Consider the following 19,272-nt stretch of genomic DNA (forward strand, 5'->3'; position numbering starts at 1 on the left):
ACCAAGGAAGGATTGGACATGTTCAAACACACATTCGCAATCGGTCTACTGGCCGCAATGAGCTTTGGTTCGGCGGCAGCAGCGGAAAGTTATTTCACCTGCATGAACCCACTGCCGAAAGAAGCCCTTCTTGAACTCGGCACAATCACCTCTGAAGGTGATGGCGTGGTCGAAATCTATGATTACCACTTGGGCGCAAAGGGCAAGCTGCTGGGCACTGTCGATGTCTCACAGGGCGCGAATTCCGACGTTCGGATGAACATCGGCATGCCGCCACTTGGCGACGTGCTTGCAGAGTTGAAAGTTGGCGACGAGGTCGTCGCAAGCAACGTTTATGACGTTTGCAGCGACTAACGATAAGTGATGTTCGGGTCGGCCCGATTGCTGACTCTAACATCGCCGTAGCCCATGTGTAGGCGTTAAAAAAAACGGCGGCCATAAGGCCGCCGTTCTAGAAAGTACCATAAATTTGGATCCCTTACAGGCCCCATTTCGCCGCTGTGGCGTCAAAAAAGCCTTGTGCCTTCTTCAACTCAATCCAGCTATTGACGTAGTTGATCCAGACCTGATCGGTCTGCGGCAGCAGCATCGCAATCGGGGTCGGTGCCCGCGCGGCTTCAACGTCGATCTGGCGTAGATTGGGGAACTTCTCCAACAGGGTCGCCCCTTCGATGTTCGAGGTCACAAAGACATCGGCACGACCGGACAGAACCTCTTGAAAACCGCGTGCCGGGGCTTCGACGACGACAATCTCGGCCTCCGGGAACCATTCCTTGACGTTTTTCTCAAATGTGGTGCCAAGCGTTGTTGCGACCTTCACATCGCCGTTGTTGATCGACTCCCAGCCGCTGAAACGGGATGCGTTTTCTTCCAGCGTGAACGGAAAAATCTCGACAGAGATATAGCTGTCGGAATAGCCCGCCGCCTTCAGGCGCGCGGGGCTGATCGAGGCAGAGCCAGTCATATGATAATTGCCTGCCACAACGCCGTTCACCAGCGTTTTCCAGTCGGTTGGCACCATTTCGAGCGTGACCCCCAAATCGGCGGCCAGTTGGGTCATGACATCAATGTCATAGCCCACATAAGAATTCGTGGCCGGATCGCGGACCGACATCGGATTCCAGTCACCGGTTGTTCCAACCTTCAAGGTGCCGTTGCCCAGAATATCGTTCAAGGCGGATTGTGCGACAGCAGGCGCTGCCATAATCGAGGTGGTAAAGGCCAAGGCAAGGCCCAGTTTTTTCATGAAATGCATCGTGATCCTCTGATCGTTGGGTTGAGACCGCCGATAAAGAATTTGACCGGCCGTGCGGGTACGCAGTGTCACTTGGTTTCAAAACCAAGTATCAGGATTTAACCACGCGCAAAGGAAGAGGTCCATGTCCGACACAAATGCGGCGATTGAAATTCGTCAACTGAACAAGTGGTATGATGATTTCCATGCGCTCAAAGACATCGACCTGACCGTTGCCCACGGCGAACGGATCGTGGTCTGTGGTCCGTCTGGCTCTGGAAAATCGACCCTGATCCGCTGTGTCAATTCGCTCGAGACGCACGATTCGGGGCAGATTGTCGTAGACGGTATCGTGATGAAGGATCGGGCCTCGGTCGATAGCATCCGGTCGGAAGTGGGCATGGTGTTTCAGCAGTTCAACCTGTTTCCGCATCTGACGATCATGCAGAATCTGACGCTGGGGCCGATGAAGGCGCGCGGCATGTCGCGGGCAGATGCAGAAGCCCGGGCAATGAAGTACCTTGAACGGGTGCGTATTCCCGACCAGGCGCATAAAAAGCCGCGTGCCCTATCCGGCGGCCAACAGCAGCGGGTGGCCATTGCCCGGTCGCTTTGCATGGAACCCAAGATCATGCTGTTTGATGAACCGACCTCGGCGCTTGACCCCGAAATGATTTCAGAAGTTCTCGACGTGATTGTCGATCTGGCCGAGGACGGGATGACCATGATCGTTGTCACCCACGAAATGGGCTTTGCCCGTCGTGCCGCCGACCGCATGGTGTTCATGGATCAAGGCGCAGTGGTTGAAACCGGCACCCCCGAGGATTTCTTCGAGCGGCCCCGGACCAAGCGCTGCCAGACCTTCCTGAACCAGATTTTAAGCCATTGAGGGTCACACGATGAAACGCTTTGCACTGCTCGGTGCCTTCCTTTTCCTGACGGGTTGCGCCTCTGGCAACTGGGGTTGGTATGTGATCGACCCGACCACGCCCAACGGACTGTCCAATATCAAGTTCCTGCTGAACGGGTTTGGCGCGACGATCCTGCTGTCTGTCATTGCCGCCGTCCTGTCGATGATCATCGGCCTGCTGGTGGCCCTGCCCGGCATGTCGTCCAACCGCTGGATCAGGTTGCCGTCGCGTATCTACATCGAATTCGTGCGCGCCATTCCGCTCTTGCCGATGCTGTTCTGGGTGTTTTACGGGCTGCCCGTGGTGCTGAAATCCATGGGATTTTCTGTCAGCATTGATGCCTTTTGGGGTGCCATCATCACCTTGGCTATCTCCGACAGTGCCTTTACGGCTGAAATCTATCGCTCTGGCATCCAGTCGATCAACAAGGGCCAGACCGAGGCCGCCAAAACCGTCGGCCTGAATTACAGCCAGACCATGCGCTATGTGATCCTGCCGCAGGCAATCAAGCGGATCCTGCCACCGCTGGCCAACCAGTTCATTTATATCGTGAAAATGTCTGCCTTTGCCTCTGTCATCGGGATGCAGGAACTGACCCGCCGCGCCAACGAACTGGTCGTCACAGAATATCGCCCGCTCGAGATTTATTCGCTGCTGATCCTCGAATATCTGGTGCTGGTGTTGATCATCAGCTTTTTCGTGCGCTGGCTGGAACGCAAGATGGGGTCTGACGAAAGCCGGTAGAATTGACGTCCAACCCCGGCTTGCCGGGCATCCCCCACCCTGAGTCGGGGGATGCCCTTTGTCTGGAGGCAGATTTAACCCACGAACGCCAGATAATCCGCAGCCACTTCTTTGGCGGCTGTTTCAAGTAACCGCGTCCCATGCTCTGGGCGTGCCAGCCCCGAATGGGACCCCACCCTGCCATCGGGAAAGTCGCGCCTGTGGGCATCAGGGGCCCCATGTTTGTCGCCTGCGTGTGCCTTGATGTAGTCCGCAGTCAGCTTGCGAGGCGGGCCAAGGTCCGCGTTCTTGATGACACGGTGCGTGTGTTGGGTGATCGCCACCTCTGACGGGGTGGCGTGCATGCCTTCCCAATCGCCATAGAACGCACCGCGCAAGGCGTTGACCCCTTCAAAATCCCACCAACTCCGCACCCGCACGTCGGCATCAATGCCTTTAAGGGCAGTGCGCAGACAGTCCAGATTCGCCCCATGTCCATTGAGCACATAAATCTTGGCGAAACCATGCTGCGCCAAACTCGCCATCACCTGTCCAGCCAATGCGGTAAAAAGTTCAGAGGTCAGCGACACCGTACCCGGAAACCCCATGTTAAAAGGCGCAGGGGCGTAAGCCAGTTCGGGGGCCACAACCGCACCGCACCGATCCGCCGCAGCCCACGCGATTTCGCGTGCGCAAATCGCATCGGTTCCGATCAGCCCCAAAGGGCCATGTTGTTCAGTTGATCCTGTCGGCAGGATGATGCCCCGGTTGCCGTTCAGGTATGTTTCGACCTCAACCCATGTCATGCTTTCAAGTTTCATGCCTTGTGCTAGCCTGCACGGATACCAAAAGGAACGAAAATTCATGAGCTGGACGAAATTTCTGAATGACACGATGGGGCGGATCGGCGCATTGCAAAAAGAAGCGCCCGATATGATGGCGGGTTTCAACGCCATGGGCACCGCTGCCAAGAAATCCGGCGCACTGGATGAAAAGACCAAAGAGCTGATTGCGCTTGGCATTGCCATCTCGACCCGCTGTGACAGTTGTATCGGGTTTCATGTCAAATCGCTTGTTCGGCTCAAGACCACGCGGGCCGAACTGTGCGAAGCGCTGGAGATGATCGGCTATATGGGCGGTGGGCCATCCATCGCGTTCGGGGCCAAGGCGCTGGAAGCTTACGACGAATTCACTGCAGGATGAACGGGTCCTGACCGTGGGATCGTTGATCTATCACCCCAATTTTAGCAAAAATTTCAGCCATTTCTCCATTAAAACATTGTTAGTATTTACATTTTTTAGACCATAATTGGTCTCACATTCATCTGGTTCGGGGGCTACGAATCGGCCTGTCGCCAGAATGGCACACGTAAATGCAACCCGATGCTTCGTGCTTTTCTGGATTCTCTGATGCCCTCTCTCACAAAGACGGCGGCTGCACTGTCCCTTTCATTGCAAACGGCCGGGATGGCCGAGACAGTGCCTGCAGACATTCATGTAGCCTGCACAGGCTAAGCACTTGCTCCGTTTTGTGCGGCACTGGCGACGGCTGTCCAGACGGCCGCACCTGACCGGACCGTTTTGGTGGTTGATCCCGCTAACCTGTCCACGGCCAGTCCGCCGAGGGGCCTGTCATCGACCTGAGCGCCATGGATGGCCCGATGCGTCCCGCACTTCTGCACGGATTTGCCGAGCAGCTTGTCGGCTTGTCCGACCTTCCCTTGTAACGATTTCCCCTTTCAGGAGCCTGACCGATGTGCACAAATTGCCAAACACTCGACCCAAGCATTGACCATTACGATACGCATGGTGTTTCAAGTTTTTCCAGCGGTGATATTTCGGTATCGAACAACAAGCCCGTCTATGCTTACGACCAGATCGCCAACTATCTGACCGAAGGGTTCTGGAGCGATTTCAACACCACCGCCCGCCACTATGACGCGCAGTCGGGCGATACGATCACCCATAATCTGGACGGTCTGAACAGCACAGGGACAGCCGCTGCCGGAAAGGTGTTTGAAGCATGGACTGCGGTCAGCAGCCTGCAGTTTACCGAAGTATCCAAGGCACAGACGCAGATGATGTTTGGCGACAACAACTCCGGGGCTTCCGCCAGTTCATCAGTGTCAGGCGGCCACATTATCCAGTCGACGATCAACATTCATAACTCATGGGCCGATAATCCCGATTATTATCACCAAAATGACAGCAGGCAGACCTAGGTTATGTCCTACTTTTCGCCGGATCAGAACATCTATACGGAGGCCACGCAGACCTACCTTGCCACGCTCCAGCTGGGTCATATCGCGGCCATCCACAAGCTCTACGGATCCCCCGTAAATGTCGAAACCGGCGACAGCGTCATGGCGATGGTGCGACCTCAGCGCGGTTTGGAATGGACCTGCCCTCAGCCTATGCCGTCGCCCTTGTCGATAGCGGCGGGATTGACCTGATCAATCTGGGCTCGCACAGCCACAACCAGACCATCGACCTCAATCAGGAAACCTTTTCAAACATCAATGGCCGCACTTGGCTATAGTGGCGATTACCCTGTCGCTGACGGGATGCTTGGTCTGCAAACCGGGTCTGGCGGGTCTTGGCTGGTGGTTCATGTTGGCGGGGCTAGGACGCAACAGCTCTGAAATCGCAGTCGCAGCCCGGCGCAATCATTGTTAAAGTCCCCCTAAACGCAGGAGCAACGCCATGACCCACGCCCTTATTGTCATCGATGTCCAGAATGATTTCTGCCCCGGCGGCGCGCTGGCCGTTGCAGGTGGGAATGAAATTGTTGACGGAATAAACGCAGCCATGTCGGACTATGAGGCGGTGATCCTGACTCAGGACTGGCACCCGGCCGGTCATTCGTCGTTTGCATCAACCCACGGGGCTGCCCCGATGTCGATGATGGACATGCCATATGGACCACAGGTGCTTTGGCCCGATCATTGCATACAGGGCAGCATCGGGGCGCAGTTTCACCCCGACCTTCAGACCGACAAGGCCGATCTGATCATCCGCAAAGGCTACAACCCGGCGATCGACAGCTATTCCGCGTTCTTTGAAAATGACCACAGCACGCCTACCGGCCTGGAAGGGTATCTGCGCACACGCAAAATCGACCGGCTCACGCTCGTGGGCCTCGCCACTGATTTTTGCGTGAACTATTCCGCCGTTGATGCAGCCAAACTCGGGTTTGCCGTGCAGGTCAACATGGACCTGTGCCGCGCGATTGATTTTGACGGATCGCTGGCTGCGGCAACCGCAGGCATGAAGGCTGCAGGCGTGACGCTCTAGGTTCAGGAGCCTAACGTCCCCGACCTGCCAGCATCACTGACGACACGCCTGCCACCATGATGATGCACAAACTGAACAAGGCCAAACTGTCGGGCCACTGACCAAACACGAAAAAGCCAATGATCGTGGCGGCAAAAAGCTGGCTATAGATCAAGGGGGCGACCACCCCTGCCGGCGTCGTACGGTTGACCAGCACCAGCAAAAGATTGCCAACGGCAGAGCCAAGCGCGGACAGCACGATCATTAGCAAAAAGAATCCGTCGATCTGCGGCAAAGGGGCAATCGCAAAGGGCGCAAGGATGACGGCCCCGATAACAAGCTGCGAAAGGAGCAGAAAGCGCGGACGGTAAGACCCCGCCAACCAGCGTGTCGCGACAAGATAGCTGCCATGAAAACAGCCCGCCAGCACCGCAAACCCCATGCCGGCCGTCATGCCAAACCCCGGACGGACAACCAGCAGGACACCGATAAAACTGACCAGCAACAGCCCTGTACGCAACAATGTGATACGCTCGCCCAACAAAAGAGCCGATAGAAAGTAGGACACAACCGGCCCGATAAAGAAGCCCGCAAAGACATTTGCCATCGGCTCTGTCTTGAGAGCGGTCAGAATGGCCGTGATCCCGCAAACAATCAGCAGGGCGCGCAGCGCCAGCCGCCAGTCGATGAGTTGGCGGACCTCGCCTTTTTGCAGCCCGGCAAAGCCAACCAACAACAGGGCCCCCATCGCAAACCGCGACCATGCGACAGTCACAGTAGGAAAACCCGCGCTTGTCAGGATGGTGCCCGCAGCATCCCCGCCGACAATGCAGAACATCGCAAGCACAACCATCGCGACAATGCGTACAGAATATTTTTCGATCAAAGGTTATTATCCGATTGGCTGGCCATGAGACGGCCTGCCACATGCACAGGCGCATTATTGGCGCAGTACAAGACGATCGGCAAGGCCGTCGGCGCAATCCCCTCAGACGGAATTGCCGCCGCCAGAATTGCCCACTCCTGACGGCAAATCCAGACGCCACGCAATCGAAATGGCCTCTGATATAGAGACCACGGCGTCAGAGCTGACAGCCAAAACAAAAAAACCCCGCCGTACAAAGACGGCGGGGGAAAGTTAGTGCTCACGGACCTCTCCACCATGGAAAGGCTTGCCGCAGGCACCGGCGGTATCAACTTTGGTGAAGTGCGATCTGACCTGTTGTCAGTGCTTCGCCATCTCTGAGCGGATCTGCTGACGCAGCAGATCAATGGGCACCTTTTGCCCGTCGCGTTTAAATTGCCAATAGGTCCAGCCGTTACAGCTTGGTGCGCCCTCCAGATGGGCGCCGACCTGATGGATTGATCCTTTGATGTCGTCCCCGATCAAGGTGCCGTCTGCGCGGACCTTGGCCTTGTGACGACCGTTCATACTCCACAACTCCTCACCGGGGCGCAGCAGACCACGTTCGACCAGCACGCCGAAGGCCACGCGGGGTTCGGCCCGCTTGGAGGTTGAGACCTCAAGCGCCTCATTATCGAATTTGCGGGTGTTCTTGATCCGCTTTTCGGCCACCTTGCGATAGGCTTCTTCGCGTTCGATCCCGATAAATTCGCGGCCCAGCATCTTGGCCACGGCCCCAGTGGTGCCGGTCCCGAAAAATGGATCGAGCACGACATCACCGGGGTTGGTGGTGGCAACAAGAACCCTGTGCAACAGGGATTGGGGTTTTTGGGTTGGATGGGCTTTTTCGCCCTCATCATTCTTGAGCCGCTCATGGCCCGTGCAAATCGGCAGCACCCAGTCAGAGCGCATCTGCACCCCTTCGTTCAGCGCCTTGAGCGCTTCGTAGTTGAAGGTGTATTTGCTGGCTTCTTCCTTGGAGGCCCAGATCAGCGTCTCGTGCGCATTGGTCAGGCGTTTGCCGCGGAAATTTGGCATCGGGTTGGACTTGCGCCACACCACATCGTTCAAGATCCAGAAACCTTGGTTCTGGAGTTCAGCGCCCATGCGGAACACATTGTGATAGCTGCCGATCACCCAGATCGCCCCGTTGGGTTTCAGCAGACGGCGGGCCGCAGCCAGCCATTCGCGGGTAAATTTGTCATAGACCTTGAAGCTGTCGAACTGGTCCCATGCATCATCCACTGCATCAACCTTGGAATTGTCCGGGCGATGCAAATCGCCTTTCAATTGCAGGTTATAGGGTGGGTCTGCAAAAATCAGATCAATCGACCCTGCGGGCAGGCTGTTCATCATGGCGATACAATCGCCATCAAGGATGGTGTTCAAAGGGAGCGTGGAAGCCCCTTTTGCCTTTGTCTTAATCGTCATTACTTGCCTCATAGCCCCGGCGGGTTATCCCGCTCATTTGGTTGGTCCCAATGTGATTCAATGACGATTCGCTGTCAAAAACTTTATTGAATCAATTGCTTACGTTTTTATCTTGATACAAGATATTGTGTACCGGCTTAAAGGAACGTCTATGGTGCGGGGTCACACCAAGGGCACCAAGTCCCTTTTTATGTTGGGCTGTGGGGTATCCTGCGTTTGTTTCCCAACCATAGCCCGGAAACTGTTGCGCCAAATCCACCATGTGGCGATCGCGCCACACCTTCGCCACGATGGAGGCGGCAGAAATCGACAGGCTACGGGCGTCTCCTTTGACCAATGTCTCACACGACAGGTTCAGGCCGCGCGGCACCATATTGCCGTCAATGAGCACATGATCAGGCTTGACCGACAATCCCGCGATTGCCCGGACCATCGCGATGTGACTGGCGCGCAGGATGTTGTGCTGGTCGATTTCTTCTACTGTCGCCTCTGCCAATGACACATCGGCCTGTTCCATCAGCAAATCGAACAAGGCCTCGCGCCGTTTGGCACTCAGCTGTTTGCTGTCATTCAACCCGTCAGGGATGTTGTCAGGGTCCAGCACGACGGCGGCGGCACAGACAGGGCCAGCAAGTGGGCCGCGCCCAACCTCATCGACACCGGCAACCACCGTCAGACCGCGTTTGCGCGCGGCGATCTCGAAACTGAAATTGGGGGATGATCGTACCATGTCCCCAGTCAGCAAAGATTTACGAGGGCTGCAAGAAAAAACGGGGCAAAGGGCCAATCATCTTGTCCAATCCCTTTGCCCCGAGGTGCGCGCGGTAACCGGGGCATGGACCGCGCAACTGCTCGACGTTTCTTTTTGGCCCGGCCACGGGCGCGTTTGCACCGCAGCCGGACCGCCGTGGTTAGTTGCGACGTCGATCAGATCTATAGCCCTGTTCGCGCAGGCAAAGCGGGTCAAAGCCACGCCGCGGGCCATTGTTGCTATAAACACGCACGGCGCAGCGTTGAGGCAGGCTTTGGACATGGCGATAGTTGCGTTCCAGACAGCGGCGGCCAAACATGCGATGGATGCCAAAACGCGTCTCGACCGCGCGCATGCAGCGATAGGGAACAACGCGCCCATTCTCGTGCGCACTGTGGCGTCGGTGTTGGTTTGACCAACGGTTCTGGCGGTTGGCGCGGCTGCTGTGGTTCAAGCGGGACCAGTCATTGATCTGCTGGGCCGGTTCGGCCTCTCGCTGGTTCAGTTGAAGCTGGCCACCCTTCAGGGCAGCAATCGCGGCAACACCCAAAAGAAGTGCAGCCGCATCGTTGCGCTCGATGGCAACGGCTTGGCCGGGGGCAGCGAAGGTCAGCGAAATGGCAGCAATGCCAGCGATTAAAGGTTTTAACATCAGGCGTTCCTTTCGTCGTATGCGGCGGATAAGACGAAACTGGCCCAGACGATTTGCGCCAAACAATAACGGGGGATGGTTATGCGATTGCCATCGCGATAACATCCCGCGTTATTGAATATCATCACGCTAAAGTGTCAGTTGGGCCCATGAAAAATCTATCTTTCTCATTCATGTTCTTGTTGCTGTTCACTGGGGCGGGCCAAGCGGCCTGCTACGCGGACTACAAAGCAAAGCAAGATGACCCACTGCGTTTGCACTACGGTGTGGCAGAGGTGCGCGGCGATTGTTCTGCGGCCAATGCACAAGACCAGTTGCGCAACAGGCTTGCGCGTGATGGTTGGCAATTATTGAATGTGCTGGGTGTCTTTGAAGATGCCGGGCTGAATGAAAGAAAGGATGCTGCGGGTGAATACTTCCTCCGCTACTGAGGCACGCGAAATCGGCAGCAAGATCGTTGTCGCCGGGATTGCGGCCATCGTATCGATTTTGGCCATAGCCGCCATTCTGCTGTTCATCAACCTGCCCGATGCCAACGCATTCAACATGCGGGTGGAACAGTTGTTCATCGAGAATGACAATCTGACCAGCAATGCGGAAATCAAGTTGCTGGAAATTCTCGCCCAGTCAGGCACCGCATTTTCGGATACGCTGACATCCTATCGCTTTGTAATTTTTGTGTTGTTGGTCTTTGCCACGGCGCTCCTGATTGCAGCGGTCGCCTTTCTGGTCATGCTGATCGGAATGAACCGCCGGATGGGCCGGATTGAACGACAGGGAATCGAGGTAAACTCGCTCACCATCAGTCGCGACGAAAAGGCCGTCTATTTGAACGATTTTGCCTTCAAACTGACCGACGCCGCCATTGAAACGCTATCGGTTCTGGCCGAAGCACGCATGGATGATGAAGTATTGACAGGGGCCGAGATCGAAGGCGTGATCTCCGGTCGCGATGCCGCCGATTGTGACGAAGCCGCAGGCGCCACACGAATCAAACGCCTGCGTGACACGCTGGGCAACCAGATGATGAGCGAGCTGCTGGTCAAGAACATCGCCCGCAAAGGCTATGTACTTGCCATCGACAAAGACGTCATCCGGATGCTTTAGCCCGTCATTGCAACCGCAAGAACTTTGGGTCCACACGTCGCCAGAAGTGCAAAAGATCCCCAGCCAGCGACGGGGGTTGACCCATCGACTGTACCGTATGGATATCAGCCGAGATCAGCGCCGACAGCCGATACCCTAGAGGAATAACCGGGTCTTCCTTGACTGCATCAGGAAAGCTGTCCTCAATCATCGCCGTCGCAGTTGTCACCGCATAGACAAGCGAAAGTGCAGGCTGGGCTGACCATTTGAGCGCCAGAGTACGCACCATCGCCTGCTTGCGCTGCGGGCTTCCCGATAACAACTCTTCCATGACAAACTCGATCATCAGATCAATCGGGGAGTCACGTTCACTCATTTTGCTACTCACCACTACCGTACATGTACGCCATACAGCGTTGCTCATAAGCAGCATCACGCGTGATGTCTCGTGATTTATTAAGAGTTGATTAACAACGTGCAGGGCTGGTTAACGCCACCGCCCCTACCGCCGCAGGGTGTCGCCCAGGGTAAGTTTTGGCGCCAGATTGATTAAGTCGCCCTCGGGCGGATGGTTGCCTGCATGCCGGGCGGCAATGATTTGGGCAGCCTTGGTTCCAATTTCTTTGCGACATGCGTCCATTGTGGCCAACTGGCGGGGCAGCCCGTCCAGAAGTTCAACGCCATTGAAACCAGCCAGCCCGATTTGCCCCGGCACATCAACGCCGTTTTCCAGCAAGTAGAGCAAGCCACCGGCCCCGATCATGTCATTTGAGTAATACAAGAAATCCAGATCAGGGGTGCGTTCGATCATCTTGGCGGTCATTTCGCGGCCTTTGGCCAGAGCTGACCCTCCTGAGTAAAACTCCCGATCTGCGATTTCGATGCCAGCAGCGGCCAGAGTGCGTGTGAAACCCTCAAACCGTTTGCGGGCCCGGTGATCCAGCGGCATCTTGGTCCCCATGAAGCCAATTTTCTTATAGCCAGCAGCGATGATTTCTTCGGCCATCTTGCGCCCGGCGCGGCGGTGCGAAATGCCCACGCAGGCATCAATCGGGTCGCCATCTACATCCATAATCTCGACCACGGGGATGCCAGCCTGCGCCAGCATGGCACGCGATGCTTCTGAATGTTCCAGCCCTGCAATAATGACACCGGACGGGCGCCATGACAGCATTTCAAACAGAACCTTTTCTTCCTTTTCGGGCATGTAATCTGTCACGCCGATCACGGGCTGCAATTCGGTATCTTCCAACACTTCCGAGATGCCGGACAAAACTTCGGGAAACACCATGTTACCAAGCGACGGGATGATGACCGCCACAAGGTTGACCCGTTGGGACGCCAGCGCACCCGCGATCTTGTTGGGGACATAGCCAAGACGCTTTGCAGCCTCCTGTACACGTTTCCGGGTCGCTTCGCTGACGTCGCCCTTGTTGCGTAGCACGCGGCTGACGGTCATTTCGCTGACACCCGATGCTTCAGACACATCCCGCAGGGTCAGCGGGCGTTGGTTGTTACGATCCACGAAGATATCCTGTTCTGCCGACTACGTCATTGTTAACGGCGGTTACGTCAGTTGGCCAGCGACACGACACCCTCGTTCATGAGTAATCGCCCCTATTTGACCGTCAGACAGGGGCAGTCAGCCGACTGCGCCAGTTTCTGCGATGTGCTCCCCAGAAAGAGGCCACCAACGCTACTTAGTCCGCGCCGCCCGGTAACAATCAGATCGGCACCATAAAGCTGGACAATCGTCAGGATATCATCAACAGGGCCGTCTTCGCCGATTGTTGTGGTTGCTGGGGTGATCCCCTTTGCGCTGGCGGCTGCGGTGGCTTGCTCCATAACCTTTTTGCCCGCAGTCAGTTTCTGGTCGTCCGAAGGCACATCGACAACCCCTTCACCGGCGAAAGCCATGCGCACCGTGACCAGTTCCGGTGAATGGACAAGGTGAATCTCGCCGCCATGCAGCTTGGCCAATTCACAGGCCAGGTCGAGCGATCTTGCTGAGCATTCCGAGCCATCGACGCCCACTACAATTGTGCGGAACATTGTCCCCTCCTTCTGGATAGTTGATAGCAAGACCATATTTCATGGCACGAACTTACGCCTTGCGATGCATCAAGGTTAGCAACCTCTGTGTGGATTGTCACACCACACAATACGTCAAGCGCACCATAGAAAAAATCACAGTTTACCCAACTTTCATTGGATTGCTCTTAGAAAAGCCTATTCGCTGACCGGCTTTACGGCAACATGGCTGAAAGCATCGGAATGGTGCCGCTTTGACCCCGACAAGACATTCCCCACGTCCTTAACGGAAAAGCCCCCGCTGAACTCTCAGCGGGGGCTCTCTATTCACGTCGGTCAGGCTGAACAGCAGGACCAAACGCTGACTTACCAGTCTTCGCGAACCACTGTCCGTGTCTTGATCGGCAGCTTCATCGCAGCAAGGCGAAGGGCCTCGCGGGCGATGGTTTCGTTGACGCCATCAATTTCGAACATCACGCGGCCCGGCTTTACCTTGCAGGCCCAGAAGTCGATAGAACCTTTACCCTTACCCATACGAACTTCGACGGGCTTGGAGGTCACTGGCGTGTCCGGGAAAATGCGGATCCAGACACGGCCCTGACGCTTCATGTGGCGCGTCATGGCACGACGTGCAGCTTCGATCTGACGGGCTGTGATCCGCTCAGGCTCAATGGCTTTCAGGCCATATGAACCAAAGTTCAGATCAGAGCCGCCTTTGGCTTCACCACGGATACGGCCTTTGTGCAGTTTCCGGTGTTTTGTGCGCTTTGGTTGTAGCATTTACCTATTCCTTAGCGACGGCCAGCGCCGCGAGGGATGGAACCCTCTTGCAGCTCGGCATGTTTACGGTCGTGCGCGGATGGGTCGTGCTCCATGATCTCACCTTTGTAGATGAAGACCTTGATGCCGATGATCCCATAAGGCGTCATCGCCTCATACAGCGCATAGTCAATGTCAGCACGCAGTGTGTGCAGCGGCACGCGGCCTTCGCGGTACCATTCGGTACGTGCGATTTCCGCACCGCCGAGACGACCAGCAAGGTTGACCCGGATACCCAGAGCGCCCATGCGCATTGCGTTCTGAACAGACCGCTTCATGGCACGACGGAAAGACACCCGGCGTTCCAACTGCTGACCGATGCTTTCTGCAACCAAGGCTGCGTCCAGTTCCGGCTTGCGGACTTCAACAATGTTCAGGTGCAATTCTGACGATGTCAGGTTGGCCAGCTTGCGGCGCAGACCTTCGATGTCAGCGCCCTTTTTACCGATGATGACACCGGGGCGGGCAGCGTGGATCGTGACGCGGCACTTCTTGTGCGGACGTTCGATGATTACGCGGCTGATGCCGGACTGCTTGCACTCTTCGCGGATGAAGTCCTTGATCTTGAGGTCTTCGAGCAGAAGGTCGCCATAGTCCTTGGTATCTGCATACCAGCGGCTGTCCCAAGTGCGGTTAACCTGCAAACGCATGCCGATTGGGTTGACTTTATTACCCATTATGATTGCTCCTCAACCTGACGCACCTTGATGGTGATTTCCGCAAACGGCTTGATGATCTTGCCGAACCGGCCACGGGCACGTGGACGTCCACGCTTCATGGTCAGGTTTTTACCCACATAAGCCTCGGCTACGACAAGTTCGTCGACGTCAAGGTTGTGGTTGTTTTCTGCATTGGCGATGGCGGACTGAAGACATTTTTTCACGTCAATCGCGATCCGCTTCTTTGAGAAGGTCAGATCGTTCAACGCAGCTTCGACCTTTTTGCCACGGATCAGGCCCGCAACAAGGTTCAGCTTCTGGGGCGAGGTGCGCAGCATGCGCAGTTTCGCCATGGCTTCATTGTCGGCCACGCGGCGGGGATTTTTATCCTGGCTCATGGCTTATTTCCGCTTCGCTTTTTTGTCAGCAGCGTGACCATAATAGGTGCGGGTTGGCGAATACTCACCGAACTTCTGACCAATCATGTCTTCTGTGACGTTCACAGGGATGTGCTTCTTGCCGTTGTAGACCCCAAAGGTCAGGCCAACGAACTGAGGCAGGATGGTTGAACGGCGTGACCAGATCTTGATCACTTCGTTGCGGCCGCTTTCGCGTGATGCTTCTGCCTTTTTCAAGACGTAGGCATCTACAAAGGGGCCTTTCCAGACGGAACGAGCCATAATTAACGACCCTTCTTCTTGGCATGACGCGAACGCACGATAAGGCGCTGCGATGCTTTGTTTTTGTTACGGGTACGCTTGCCCTTGGTGTCTTTACCCCAAGGTGTGACAGGCGTCCGACCACCAGATGTCCGGCCTTCACCACCACCGTGCGGGTGGTCGATCGGGTTCATGGCGACACCACGGACAGAGGGGCGAATGCCCTTGTGACGGGTCCGGCCAGCTTTACCGAAGTTCTGGTTTGAGTTGTCAGGGTTGGACACAGCACCGACTGTCGCCATGCATTCCTGACGGATCAGGCGCAATTCGCCCGATGACAGACGCACCTGCGCGTAGCCACCGTCACGACCAACGAATTGGGCGTAAGTCCCGGCTGCACGGGCGATCTGGCCGCCTTTGCCTGGCTTGAGTTCGATGTTGTGAACGATTGTCCCGATTGGCATGCCGCTGAACGGCATGGCGTTGCCCGGCTTGATGTCAGCCTTGGCAGAGGCGACGATCTTGTCACCGATGGCCAGACGCTGCGGGGCGAGGATGTAATTCTGTGTGCCGTCTTCGTACTGGATCAGCGCGATAAAGGCGGTGCGGTTCGGGTCATATTCGATGCGGGCGACAACGGCGGACATGTCCAGTTTGCTGCGCTTGAAATCGACGATGCGGTAAAGACGCTTTGCGCCCCCACCAATGCGACGCATGGTGATCCGTCCGGTGTTGTTCCGGCCGCCCGATTTTGTCAGACCCTCAGTAAGGGATTTGACAGGACGTCCTTTCCAAAGCTCCGAACGGTCGATCAGCACCAGCCCACGCTGGCCCGGCGTCGTCGGTTTGTACGACTTGAGTGCCATGTTAGCTTCTTCCGTTTGCTTGGCGGGCCCTTGCAGGCCCTGATGTTAAAGGCCCCCGAAGGTGCCCGAGTAATAAACACACCGGCCCCGGAACGAATCCGAGGCCGTGTGATTGCGCGGATGTAGCAGGGAGGGGGTGGGGTGTCTAGTCAGTCTGAGGGCTAATATTCACTTCGTTTGCTGCATTTTCAGCCGAAAGCAACTCTTCGTTTTCCAAATCACCCGCATCATCTTAGTCATTTGAGTTCTCGGCCAGAGATGCCAAATCTGCTTCAGCTCGGTCTTTCTCAGCTGACCTTTGTTTTACGTAGCTCTTCTATTAGCCCGGAACAAGCCGAAGGCGCCCGGCGAGCGTATTCCCAGTGAGATAGTTCAGAAGTGGTCCAGTGGACCGTTCCCTGTCGAACGCGGGCTGGCGCTTTGGGTGGTCGCGCGCTCCGCATTGATGGAAGATGTACTTGGCTGCCATAAAGTTCTGTCGCAGTGCCGTTGCCGCGCCAACCCACGGGCAGACGTGCGTCGGTCTTTTGTGGTCTTGAATGCTAACCCAAAACGAAAAAGCCCCCGGCAATTGCCGAGGGCTTTCTCAATTCTGTTCCGGCAAATTACAGACCGGTGGACACGTCGATGGTGTTACCTTCTTCGAGTGTCACGTAAGCCTTTTTCACGTCCTTCCGGGTACCAAGTGAGCCGCGGAAGCGCTTCACTTTACCCTTGGTGATGGATGTGTTGACTGCTTTGACCTTCACACCAAACAGCGCCTCAACGGCCTGCTTGATCTGCGGCTTGTTGCTGTCGATTGCCACTTCGAAAACGACGGCGTTGCTTTCAGACGCTGTTGTCGCTTTTTCGGTGATGATCGGCTTGCGGATCACATCGTAATATTCTGCTTTCACGCTCATGCTAAACGAGCCTCCAGTGCTTCGACGCCTGCTTTGGTCAGGACAAGTGTGTCTGACTTCAGGATGTCGTAGACGTTGGCGCCCTGGCTGGGCAGTACGTCCAAGGTTGAGATGTTGGCAGCAGCCTTTTTGAAGTCGGCGTTGACCTCGGCACCGTCGATGATCAGCGCACGCTTCCAGCCCAGATTGCCGACCATTTTGGCCAGCGCGCCGGTCTTGGCGTCCTTGATCTCGATGCTGTCGACAATCACCAGCTCACCAGCGGCCACTTTCGCGGAGAGCGCGTGACGCAGGCCAAGCTTGCGGAACTTCTTGGGCAGATCGTGGGCGTGGCTGCGGGGCGTTGGACCCTTATAGATACCACCCGACCGGAAGATCGGCGCGCCGCGTGACCCGTGACGTGCGCCACCGGTGCCCTTTTGGCGATAGATTTTTTTGGTCGAATAGGACACTTCAGACCGGCCAAGCACGTCGTGTGTCCCTGCCATGGCCTTGTTACGCTGCCAGCGGACGACGCGGTGCAGGATGTCCTTGCGGGGCTCCAGACCGAAGATGTCGTCGTTCAGATCGACAGAACCGGCTTTGCCGCCGTCCAGTTTGATTGCATCAGCCTTCATTGTTTTCGCCTCCATCAGTTGTGGCTTCGGCTTCTGCGGCTTCCAGTGCGGCCTGTTCTGCTTCGGCAGCGGCCTTTGCGGCGGCTTCCTCTTCAGCGGCAGCAGCGGCAGCGGCTTCTTCGGCCAGACGCTCGGCTTCTTCCTTCATGGATTTCAGACCGGCAGGGTAGATCACATTTTCGGGTGTCGGCTTTTTGACCGCATCCTTGATCGTGACCCAGCCACCCTTGGAACCGGGAACAGCGCCCTTGACCATGATCACACCACGGTCTGCATCGGTCTTGACGACCTGCAGGTTCTGGGTTGTGACCTTTGCAGCGCCCATGTGACCGGCCATCTTCTTGCCTTTGAAGACTTTGCCCGGGTCCTGACACTGACCAGTGGAGCCGTGTGAACGGTGTGAAATCGAAACACCGTGTGTCGCGCGCAAACCGCCAAAGTTATGGCGCTTCATCGCACCGGCAAAACCCTTACCAATCGATGTACCGCATACGTCAACGTACTGGCCTTCGAAGTAGTGGTTTGCAGTGATTTCTTCACCGACGTTGATCATGTTCTCAGGGGCGACGCGGAATTCAGCGACCTTGCGCTTTGGTTCCACCTTGGCCGCCGCGAAATGACCGCGCATCGCTTTGCTGGTGCGCTTTGCCTTGGCGTTGCCTGCACCCAGCTGAACAGCGGTGTAGCCGTTGGTTTCAGCAGTGCGCTGCGCGACAACCTGAAGATTTTCGAGCGAAAGAACGGTCACAGGAATCTGCTTGCCGTCTTCCATGAAAAGCCGGGTCATGCCGACTTTCTTTGCGATAAGTCCTGTACGGAGCATGCTTGACCCTCCTTATACGGAAATCTGAACGTCAACACCGGCAGCCAGGTCGAGCTTCATCAGCGCGTCCACGGTTTGTGGTGTCGGGTCAACGATGTCGAGCAGACGCTTGTGCGTACGAATCTCGAACTGATCGCGGGATTTCTTGTCGATGTGGGGGCCACGCAGAACGGTGAACTTTTCGATCTTGTTCGGCAGTGGGATGGGCCCACGAACAGAAGCGCCTGTGCGCTTGGCTGTGCTAACGATTTCCTGTGTGCTTGCGTCAAGCACCCGGTAATCAAACGCCTTAAGGCGGATACGGATGTTTTGGCTCTGAGCGGCCATGTGCATCACCCTTTAGATTAGGGTTGAGATCGGAGAGGAGGACCGTGGCTCATCCAGAGCCCTCATCGCGTCTTTTTTAAGAACTGAAAAAGGGCACGGCTGGCCGCACCCTGTCAGGACTTGGGTCGTTTAGGGCGAGTCGGTGGGGAAAGCAAGGGGTTTGTTGGGGTTTTGAAGGTAGATTTGGCCCGGCCCATTCGACTGTGATTTACGCAAGACGCCAGACGTTCATGTCCACGCCATTTCCTGTGTTTTGCACGGGGCGGGCGCGCTCCTTGCACGCCCCTCGGGTCTGGCGCGTTGCGCATCTTGGTCAGTCACAGGCTTTAGATTTTTGGGATGCAAACACACAAAGGCCGCAGCGGTTGCTGCGGCCTTTGGGGGATGGATCGGGATCCATCTTACGGTTGGGTGTCTGTGGTGCCCCGGTTGTGAAGGGCACCTAGAGGATCGTTGGTGTGGGACACTTTCGGTGATCGGTCCAATCACCTGTCGCGTCCCACCGGTGACGTTCGCTAATCGTCGATTATTCGACGATTTTCGAGACGACACCTGCACCCACAGTCCGGCCGCCTTCGCGGATCGCGAAGCGCAGGCCGTCTTC

Annotated in this window: 28 protein-coding genes; 9 read left to right on the forward strand and 19 right to left on the reverse strand. The window is 56.3% G+C overall.

All coding sequences use genetic code 11. The features are described from left to right. Window positions 1-18: 18 nt before the first annotated feature. A complete protein-coding gene (locus C8N45_RS11190) occupies window positions 19-354 on the forward strand; it encodes a hypothetical protein (RefSeq protein WP_133175971.1) in 336 nt (111 codons plus the stop codon). Window positions 355-478: 124 nt separating this feature from the next. Here C8N45_RS11190 and C8N45_RS11195 read toward each other — a convergent pair whose 3' ends face one another. Further along, window positions 479-1,255: a transporter substrate-binding domain-containing protein gene (locus C8N45_RS11195; protein WP_181868930.1), complete on the reverse strand. Its 777-nt coding sequence runs from the start codon at window positions 1,253-1,255 to the stop codon at window positions 479-481. 124 nt (window positions 1,256-1,379) lie between these two features. Between C8N45_RS11195 and C8N45_RS11200 the strand changes: the two genes are divergently transcribed. Both C8N45_RS11200 and C8N45_RS11205 read left to right on the forward strand, forming a co-directional pair. After that, window positions 1,380-2,123 (forward strand): amino acid ABC transporter ATP-binding protein, encoded by a 744-nt coding sequence (locus C8N45_RS11200; protein WP_108386323.1) that lies wholly within the window; start codon window positions 1,380-1,382, stop codon window positions 2,121-2,123. Window positions 2,124-2,133: 10 nt separating this feature from the next. Beyond that, window positions 2,134-2,889 (forward strand): amino acid ABC transporter permease, encoded by a 756-nt coding sequence (locus C8N45_RS11205; RefSeq protein ID WP_108386324.1) that lies wholly within the window; start codon window positions 2,134-2,136, stop codon window positions 2,887-2,889. A gap of 74 nt (window positions 2,890-2,963) precedes the next feature. Here C8N45_RS11205 and C8N45_RS11210 read toward each other — a convergent pair whose 3' ends face one another. Beyond that, complete coding sequence (locus C8N45_RS11210) at window positions 2,964-3,689, reverse strand: creatininase family protein (RefSeq protein WP_108386325.1); 726 nt, start codon at window positions 3,687-3,689, stop codon at window positions 2,964-2,966. 43 nt (window positions 3,690-3,732) lie between these two features. On the opposite strand from C8N45_RS11210, the gene C8N45_RS11215 reads away from it, so the two are divergent. From C8N45_RS11215 to pncA, 4 genes are all read left to right on the forward strand, one after another. Beyond that, complete coding sequence (locus C8N45_RS11215) at window positions 3,733-4,071, forward strand: carboxymuconolactone decarboxylase family protein (RefSeq protein ID WP_108386326.1); 339 nt, start codon at window positions 3,733-3,735, stop codon at window positions 4,069-4,071. Between the two features lie 551 nt (window positions 4,072-4,622). Then, window positions 4,623-5,090 (forward strand): zinc metalloprotease, encoded by a 468-nt coding sequence (locus C8N45_RS11220; protein ID WP_108386327.1) that lies wholly within the window; start codon window positions 4,623-4,625, stop codon window positions 5,088-5,090. 173 nt (window positions 5,091-5,263) lie between these two features. After that, a complete protein-coding gene (locus tag C8N45_RS23230) occupies window positions 5,264-5,407 on the forward strand; it encodes a M10 family metallopeptidase C-terminal domain-containing protein (RefSeq protein WP_168769457.1) in 144 nt (47 codons plus the stop codon). A gap of 164 nt (window positions 5,408-5,571) precedes the next feature. Further along, window positions 5,572-6,162 (forward strand): bifunctional nicotinamidase/pyrazinamidase, encoded by a 591-nt coding sequence (gene pncA, locus C8N45_RS11225; RefSeq protein ID WP_108386328.1) that lies wholly within the window; start codon window positions 5,572-5,574, stop codon window positions 6,160-6,162. 10 nt (window positions 6,163-6,172) lie between these two features. On the opposite strand, the gene C8N45_RS11230 is transcribed toward pncA, so the two are convergent. The 4 genes from C8N45_RS11230 to C8N45_RS11245 form a co-directional block, all read right to left on the reverse strand. Next, window positions 6,173-6,994 carry a DMT family transporter gene (locus tag C8N45_RS11230; RefSeq protein WP_108386378.1) on the reverse strand — a complete coding sequence of 274 codons (822 nt, stop codon included), beginning with the start codon at window positions 6,992-6,994 and terminating at the stop codon, window positions 6,173-6,175. A 372-nt stretch (window positions 6,995-7,366) separates the two neighbouring features. After that, window positions 7,367-8,476 carry a site-specific DNA-methyltransferase gene (locus C8N45_RS11235; RefSeq protein WP_108386329.1) on the reverse strand — a complete coding sequence of 370 codons (1,110 nt, stop codon included), beginning with the start codon at window positions 8,474-8,476 and terminating at the stop codon, window positions 7,367-7,369. 91 nt (window positions 8,477-8,567) lie between these two features. After that, window positions 8,568-9,206 carry a ribonuclease HII gene (gene rnhB / locus C8N45_RS11240; protein WP_108386330.1) on the reverse strand — a complete coding sequence of 213 codons (639 nt, stop codon included), beginning with the start codon at window positions 9,204-9,206 and terminating at the stop codon, window positions 8,568-8,570. Between the two features lie 181 nt (window positions 9,207-9,387). Beyond that, window positions 9,388-9,879 carry a hypothetical protein gene (locus C8N45_RS11245; protein ID WP_108386331.1) on the reverse strand — a complete coding sequence of 164 codons (492 nt, stop codon included), beginning with the start codon at window positions 9,877-9,879 and terminating at the stop codon, window positions 9,388-9,390. A 149-nt stretch (window positions 9,880-10,028) separates the two neighbouring features. On the opposite strand from C8N45_RS11245, the gene C8N45_RS11250 reads away from it, so the two are divergent. Together C8N45_RS11250 and C8N45_RS11255 are read left to right on the forward strand one after the other, a co-directional pair. Then, the gene (locus C8N45_RS11250; protein ID WP_108386332.1) at window positions 10,029-10,310 is read left to right on the forward strand and encodes a hypothetical protein; all 282 of its coding nucleotides are present in this window, start codon (window positions 10,029-10,031) and stop codon (window positions 10,308-10,310) included. Beyond that, on the forward strand, window positions 10,279-10,986 hold the full coding sequence (locus C8N45_RS11255; RefSeq protein WP_108386333.1) for a winged helix-turn-helix domain-containing protein: 708 nt from the start codon (window positions 10,279-10,281) through the stop codon (window positions 10,984-10,986). The genes C8N45_RS11250 and C8N45_RS11255 overlap by 32 nt, the downstream gene beginning before the upstream one ends. A gap of 4 nt (window positions 10,987-10,990) precedes the next feature. Here the strand turns inward: C8N45_RS11255 and C8N45_RS11260 are convergent, their stop codons facing one another. The 13 genes from C8N45_RS11260 to C8N45_RS24085 all read right to left on the reverse strand — a co-directional run. Then, complete coding sequence (locus tag C8N45_RS11260; protein WP_108386334.1) at window positions 10,991-11,341, reverse strand: hypothetical protein; 351 nt, start codon at window positions 11,339-11,341, stop codon at window positions 10,991-10,993. 126 nt (window positions 11,342-11,467) lie between these two features. Then, entirely contained in the window at window positions 11,468-12,490 is a 1,023-nt protein-coding gene (locus C8N45_RS11265) for a LacI family DNA-binding transcriptional regulator (RefSeq protein ID WP_108386335.1), read from the reverse strand. 92 nt (window positions 12,491-12,582) lie between these two features. Continuing rightward, window positions 12,583-13,017, reverse strand: coding sequence for a universal stress protein (locus tag C8N45_RS11270; RefSeq protein WP_168769458.1), 435 nt, complete (start codon window positions 13,015-13,017; stop codon window positions 12,583-12,585). Between the two features lie 345 nt (window positions 13,018-13,362). Next, on the reverse strand, window positions 13,363-13,776 hold the full coding sequence (gene rplP, locus C8N45_RS11275; protein ID WP_108386337.1) for a 50S ribosomal protein L16: 414 nt from the start codon (window positions 13,774-13,776) through the stop codon (window positions 13,363-13,365). 11 nt (window positions 13,777-13,787) lie between these two features. After that, window positions 13,788-14,492 (reverse strand): 30S ribosomal protein S3, encoded by a 705-nt coding sequence (gene rpsC, locus C8N45_RS11280; RefSeq protein WP_108386338.1) that lies wholly within the window; start codon window positions 14,490-14,492, stop codon window positions 13,788-13,790. Then, complete coding sequence (gene rplV, locus C8N45_RS11285; RefSeq protein WP_108386339.1) at window positions 14,492-14,872, reverse strand: 50S ribosomal protein L22; 381 nt, start codon at window positions 14,870-14,872, stop codon at window positions 14,492-14,494. The genes rpsC and rplV overlap by 1 nt, the downstream gene beginning before the upstream one ends. Before the next feature lie 3 nt (window positions 14,873-14,875). Beyond that, on the reverse strand, window positions 14,876-15,154 hold the full coding sequence (gene rpsS, locus C8N45_RS11290) for a 30S ribosomal protein S19 (RefSeq protein WP_055295568.1): 279 nt from the start codon (window positions 15,152-15,154) through the stop codon (window positions 14,876-14,878). A 2-nt stretch (window positions 15,155-15,156) separates the two neighbouring features. Beyond that, on the reverse strand, window positions 15,157-15,999 hold the full coding sequence (gene rplB, locus C8N45_RS11295; RefSeq protein WP_108386340.1) for a 50S ribosomal protein L2: 843 nt from the start codon (window positions 15,997-15,999) through the stop codon (window positions 15,157-15,159). Between the two features lie 605 nt (window positions 16,000-16,604). Beyond that, the gene (locus tag C8N45_RS11300; RefSeq protein WP_108386341.1) at window positions 16,605-16,901 is read right to left on the reverse strand and encodes a 50S ribosomal protein L23; all 297 of its coding nucleotides are present in this window, start codon (window positions 16,899-16,901) and stop codon (window positions 16,605-16,607) included. Continuing rightward, the gene (rplD, locus tag C8N45_RS11305) at window positions 16,898-17,518 is read right to left on the reverse strand and encodes a 50S ribosomal protein L4 (protein ID WP_108386342.1); all 621 of its coding nucleotides are present in this window, start codon (window positions 17,516-17,518) and stop codon (window positions 16,898-16,900) included. The genes C8N45_RS11300 and rplD overlap by 4 nt, the downstream gene beginning before the upstream one ends. Beyond that, the gene (gene rplC / locus C8N45_RS11310; RefSeq protein WP_108386343.1) at window positions 17,508-18,341 is read right to left on the reverse strand and encodes a 50S ribosomal protein L3; all 834 of its coding nucleotides are present in this window, start codon (window positions 18,339-18,341) and stop codon (window positions 17,508-17,510) included. Before rplC ends, rplD begins: the two co-directional genes overlap by 11 nt. A 12-nt stretch (window positions 18,342-18,353) precedes the next feature. Continuing rightward, window positions 18,354-18,668 (reverse strand): 30S ribosomal protein S10, encoded by a 315-nt coding sequence (gene rpsJ, locus C8N45_RS11315; protein ID WP_089997330.1) that lies wholly within the window; start codon window positions 18,666-18,668, stop codon window positions 18,354-18,356. Between the two features lie 526 nt (window positions 18,669-19,194). Continuing rightward, window positions 19,195-19,272, reverse strand: a 78-nt coding sequence (locus C8N45_RS24085) for an EF-Tu C-terminal domain-related protein (protein ID WP_211095447.1), incomplete at its 5' end; no start/stop codon positions are given.

This window comes from Yoonia sediminilitoris (assembly GCF_003058085.1).
In the GTDB taxonomy this organism is placed as follows: Bacteria; Pseudomonadota; Alphaproteobacteria; order Rhodobacterales; family Rhodobacteraceae; genus Yoonia; species Yoonia sediminilitoris.

Coding starts and splice junctions, on each gene's coding strand:
- C8N45_RS11190 (WP_133175971.1), top strand. CDS start 19: ATGTTCAAACACACATTCGCAATCGGTCTACTGGCCGCAATGAGCTTT.
- C8N45_RS11195 (WP_181868930.1), bottom strand. CDS start 1,255: ATGCATTTCATGAAAAAACTGGGCCTTGCCTTGGCCTTTACCACCTCG.
- C8N45_RS11200 (WP_108386323.1), top strand. CDS start 1,380: ATGTCCGACACAAATGCGGCGATTGAAATTCGTCAACTGAACAAGTGG.
- C8N45_RS11205 (WP_108386324.1), top strand. CDS start 2,134: ATGAAACGCTTTGCACTGCTCGGTGCCTTCCTTTTCCTGACGGGTTGC.
- C8N45_RS11210 (WP_108386325.1), bottom strand. CDS start 3,689: ATGAAACTTGAAAGCATGACATGGGTTGAGGTCGAAACATACCTGAAC.
- C8N45_RS11215 (WP_108386326.1), top strand. CDS start 3,733: ATGAGCTGGACGAAATTTCTGAATGACACGATGGGGCGGATCGGCGCA.
- C8N45_RS11220 (WP_108386327.1), top strand. CDS start 4,623: ATGTGCACAAATTGCCAAACACTCGACCCAAGCATTGACCATTACGAT.
- C8N45_RS23230 (WP_168769457.1), top strand. CDS start 5,264: ATGGACCTGCCCTCAGCCTATGCCGTCGCCCTTGTCGATAGCGGCGGG.
- pncA (WP_108386328.1), top strand. CDS start 5,572: ATGACCCACGCCCTTATTGTCATCGATGTCCAGAATGATTTCTGCCCC.
- C8N45_RS11230 (WP_108386378.1), bottom strand. CDS start 6,994: ATGGTTGTGCTTGCGATGTTCTGCATTGTCGGCGGGGATGCTGCGGGC.
- C8N45_RS11235 (WP_108386329.1), bottom strand. CDS start 8,476: ATGACGATTAAGACAAAGGCAAAAGGGGCTTCCACGCTCCCTTTGAAC.
- rnhB (WP_108386330.1), bottom strand. CDS start 9,206: ATGGTACGATCATCCCCCAATTTCAGTTTCGAGATCGCCGCGCGCAAA.
- C8N45_RS11245 (WP_108386331.1), bottom strand. CDS start 9,879: ATGTTAAAACCTTTAATCGCTGGCATTGCTGCCATTTCGCTGACCTTC.
- C8N45_RS11250 (WP_108386332.1), top strand. CDS start 10,029: ATGAAAAATCTATCTTTCTCATTCATGTTCTTGTTGCTGTTCACTGGG.
- C8N45_RS11255 (WP_108386333.1), top strand. CDS start 10,279: ATGCTGCGGGTGAATACTTCCTCCGCTACTGAGGCACGCGAAATCGGC.
- C8N45_RS11260 (WP_108386334.1), bottom strand. CDS start 11,341: ATGAGTGAACGTGACTCCCCGATTGATCTGATGATCGAGTTTGTCATG.
- C8N45_RS11270 (WP_168769458.1), bottom strand. CDS start 13,017: ATGTTCCGCACAATTGTAGTGGGCGTCGATGGCTCGGAATGCTCAGCA.
- rplP (WP_108386337.1), bottom strand. CDS start 13,776: ATGCTACAACCAAAGCGCACAAAACACCGGAAACTGCACAAAGGCCGT.
- rpsC (WP_108386338.1), bottom strand. CDS start 14,492: ATGGGTAATAAAGTCAACCCAATCGGCATGCGTTTGCAGGTTAACCGC.
- rplV (WP_108386339.1), bottom strand. CDS start 14,872: ATGAGCCAGGATAAAAATCCCCGCCGCGTGGCCGACAATGAAGCCATG.
- rpsS (WP_055295568.1), bottom strand. CDS start 15,154: ATGGCTCGTTCCGTCTGGAAAGGCCCCTTTGTAGATGCCTACGTCTTG.
- rplB (WP_108386340.1), bottom strand. CDS start 15,999: ATGGCACTCAAGTCGTACAAACCGACGACGCCGGGCCAGCGTGGGCTG.
- C8N45_RS11300 (WP_108386341.1), bottom strand. CDS start 16,901: ATGAGCGTGAAAGCAGAATATTACGATGTGATCCGCAAGCCGATCATC.
- rplD (WP_108386342.1), bottom strand. CDS start 17,518: ATGAAGGCTGATGCAATCAAACTGGACGGCGGCAAAGCCGGTTCTGTC.
- rplC (WP_108386343.1), bottom strand. CDS start 18,341: ATGCTCCGTACAGGACTTATCGCAAAGAAAGTCGGCATGACCCGGCTT.
- rpsJ (WP_089997330.1), bottom strand. CDS start 18,668: ATGGCCGCTCAGAGCCAAAACATCCGTATCCGCCTTAAGGCGTTTGAT.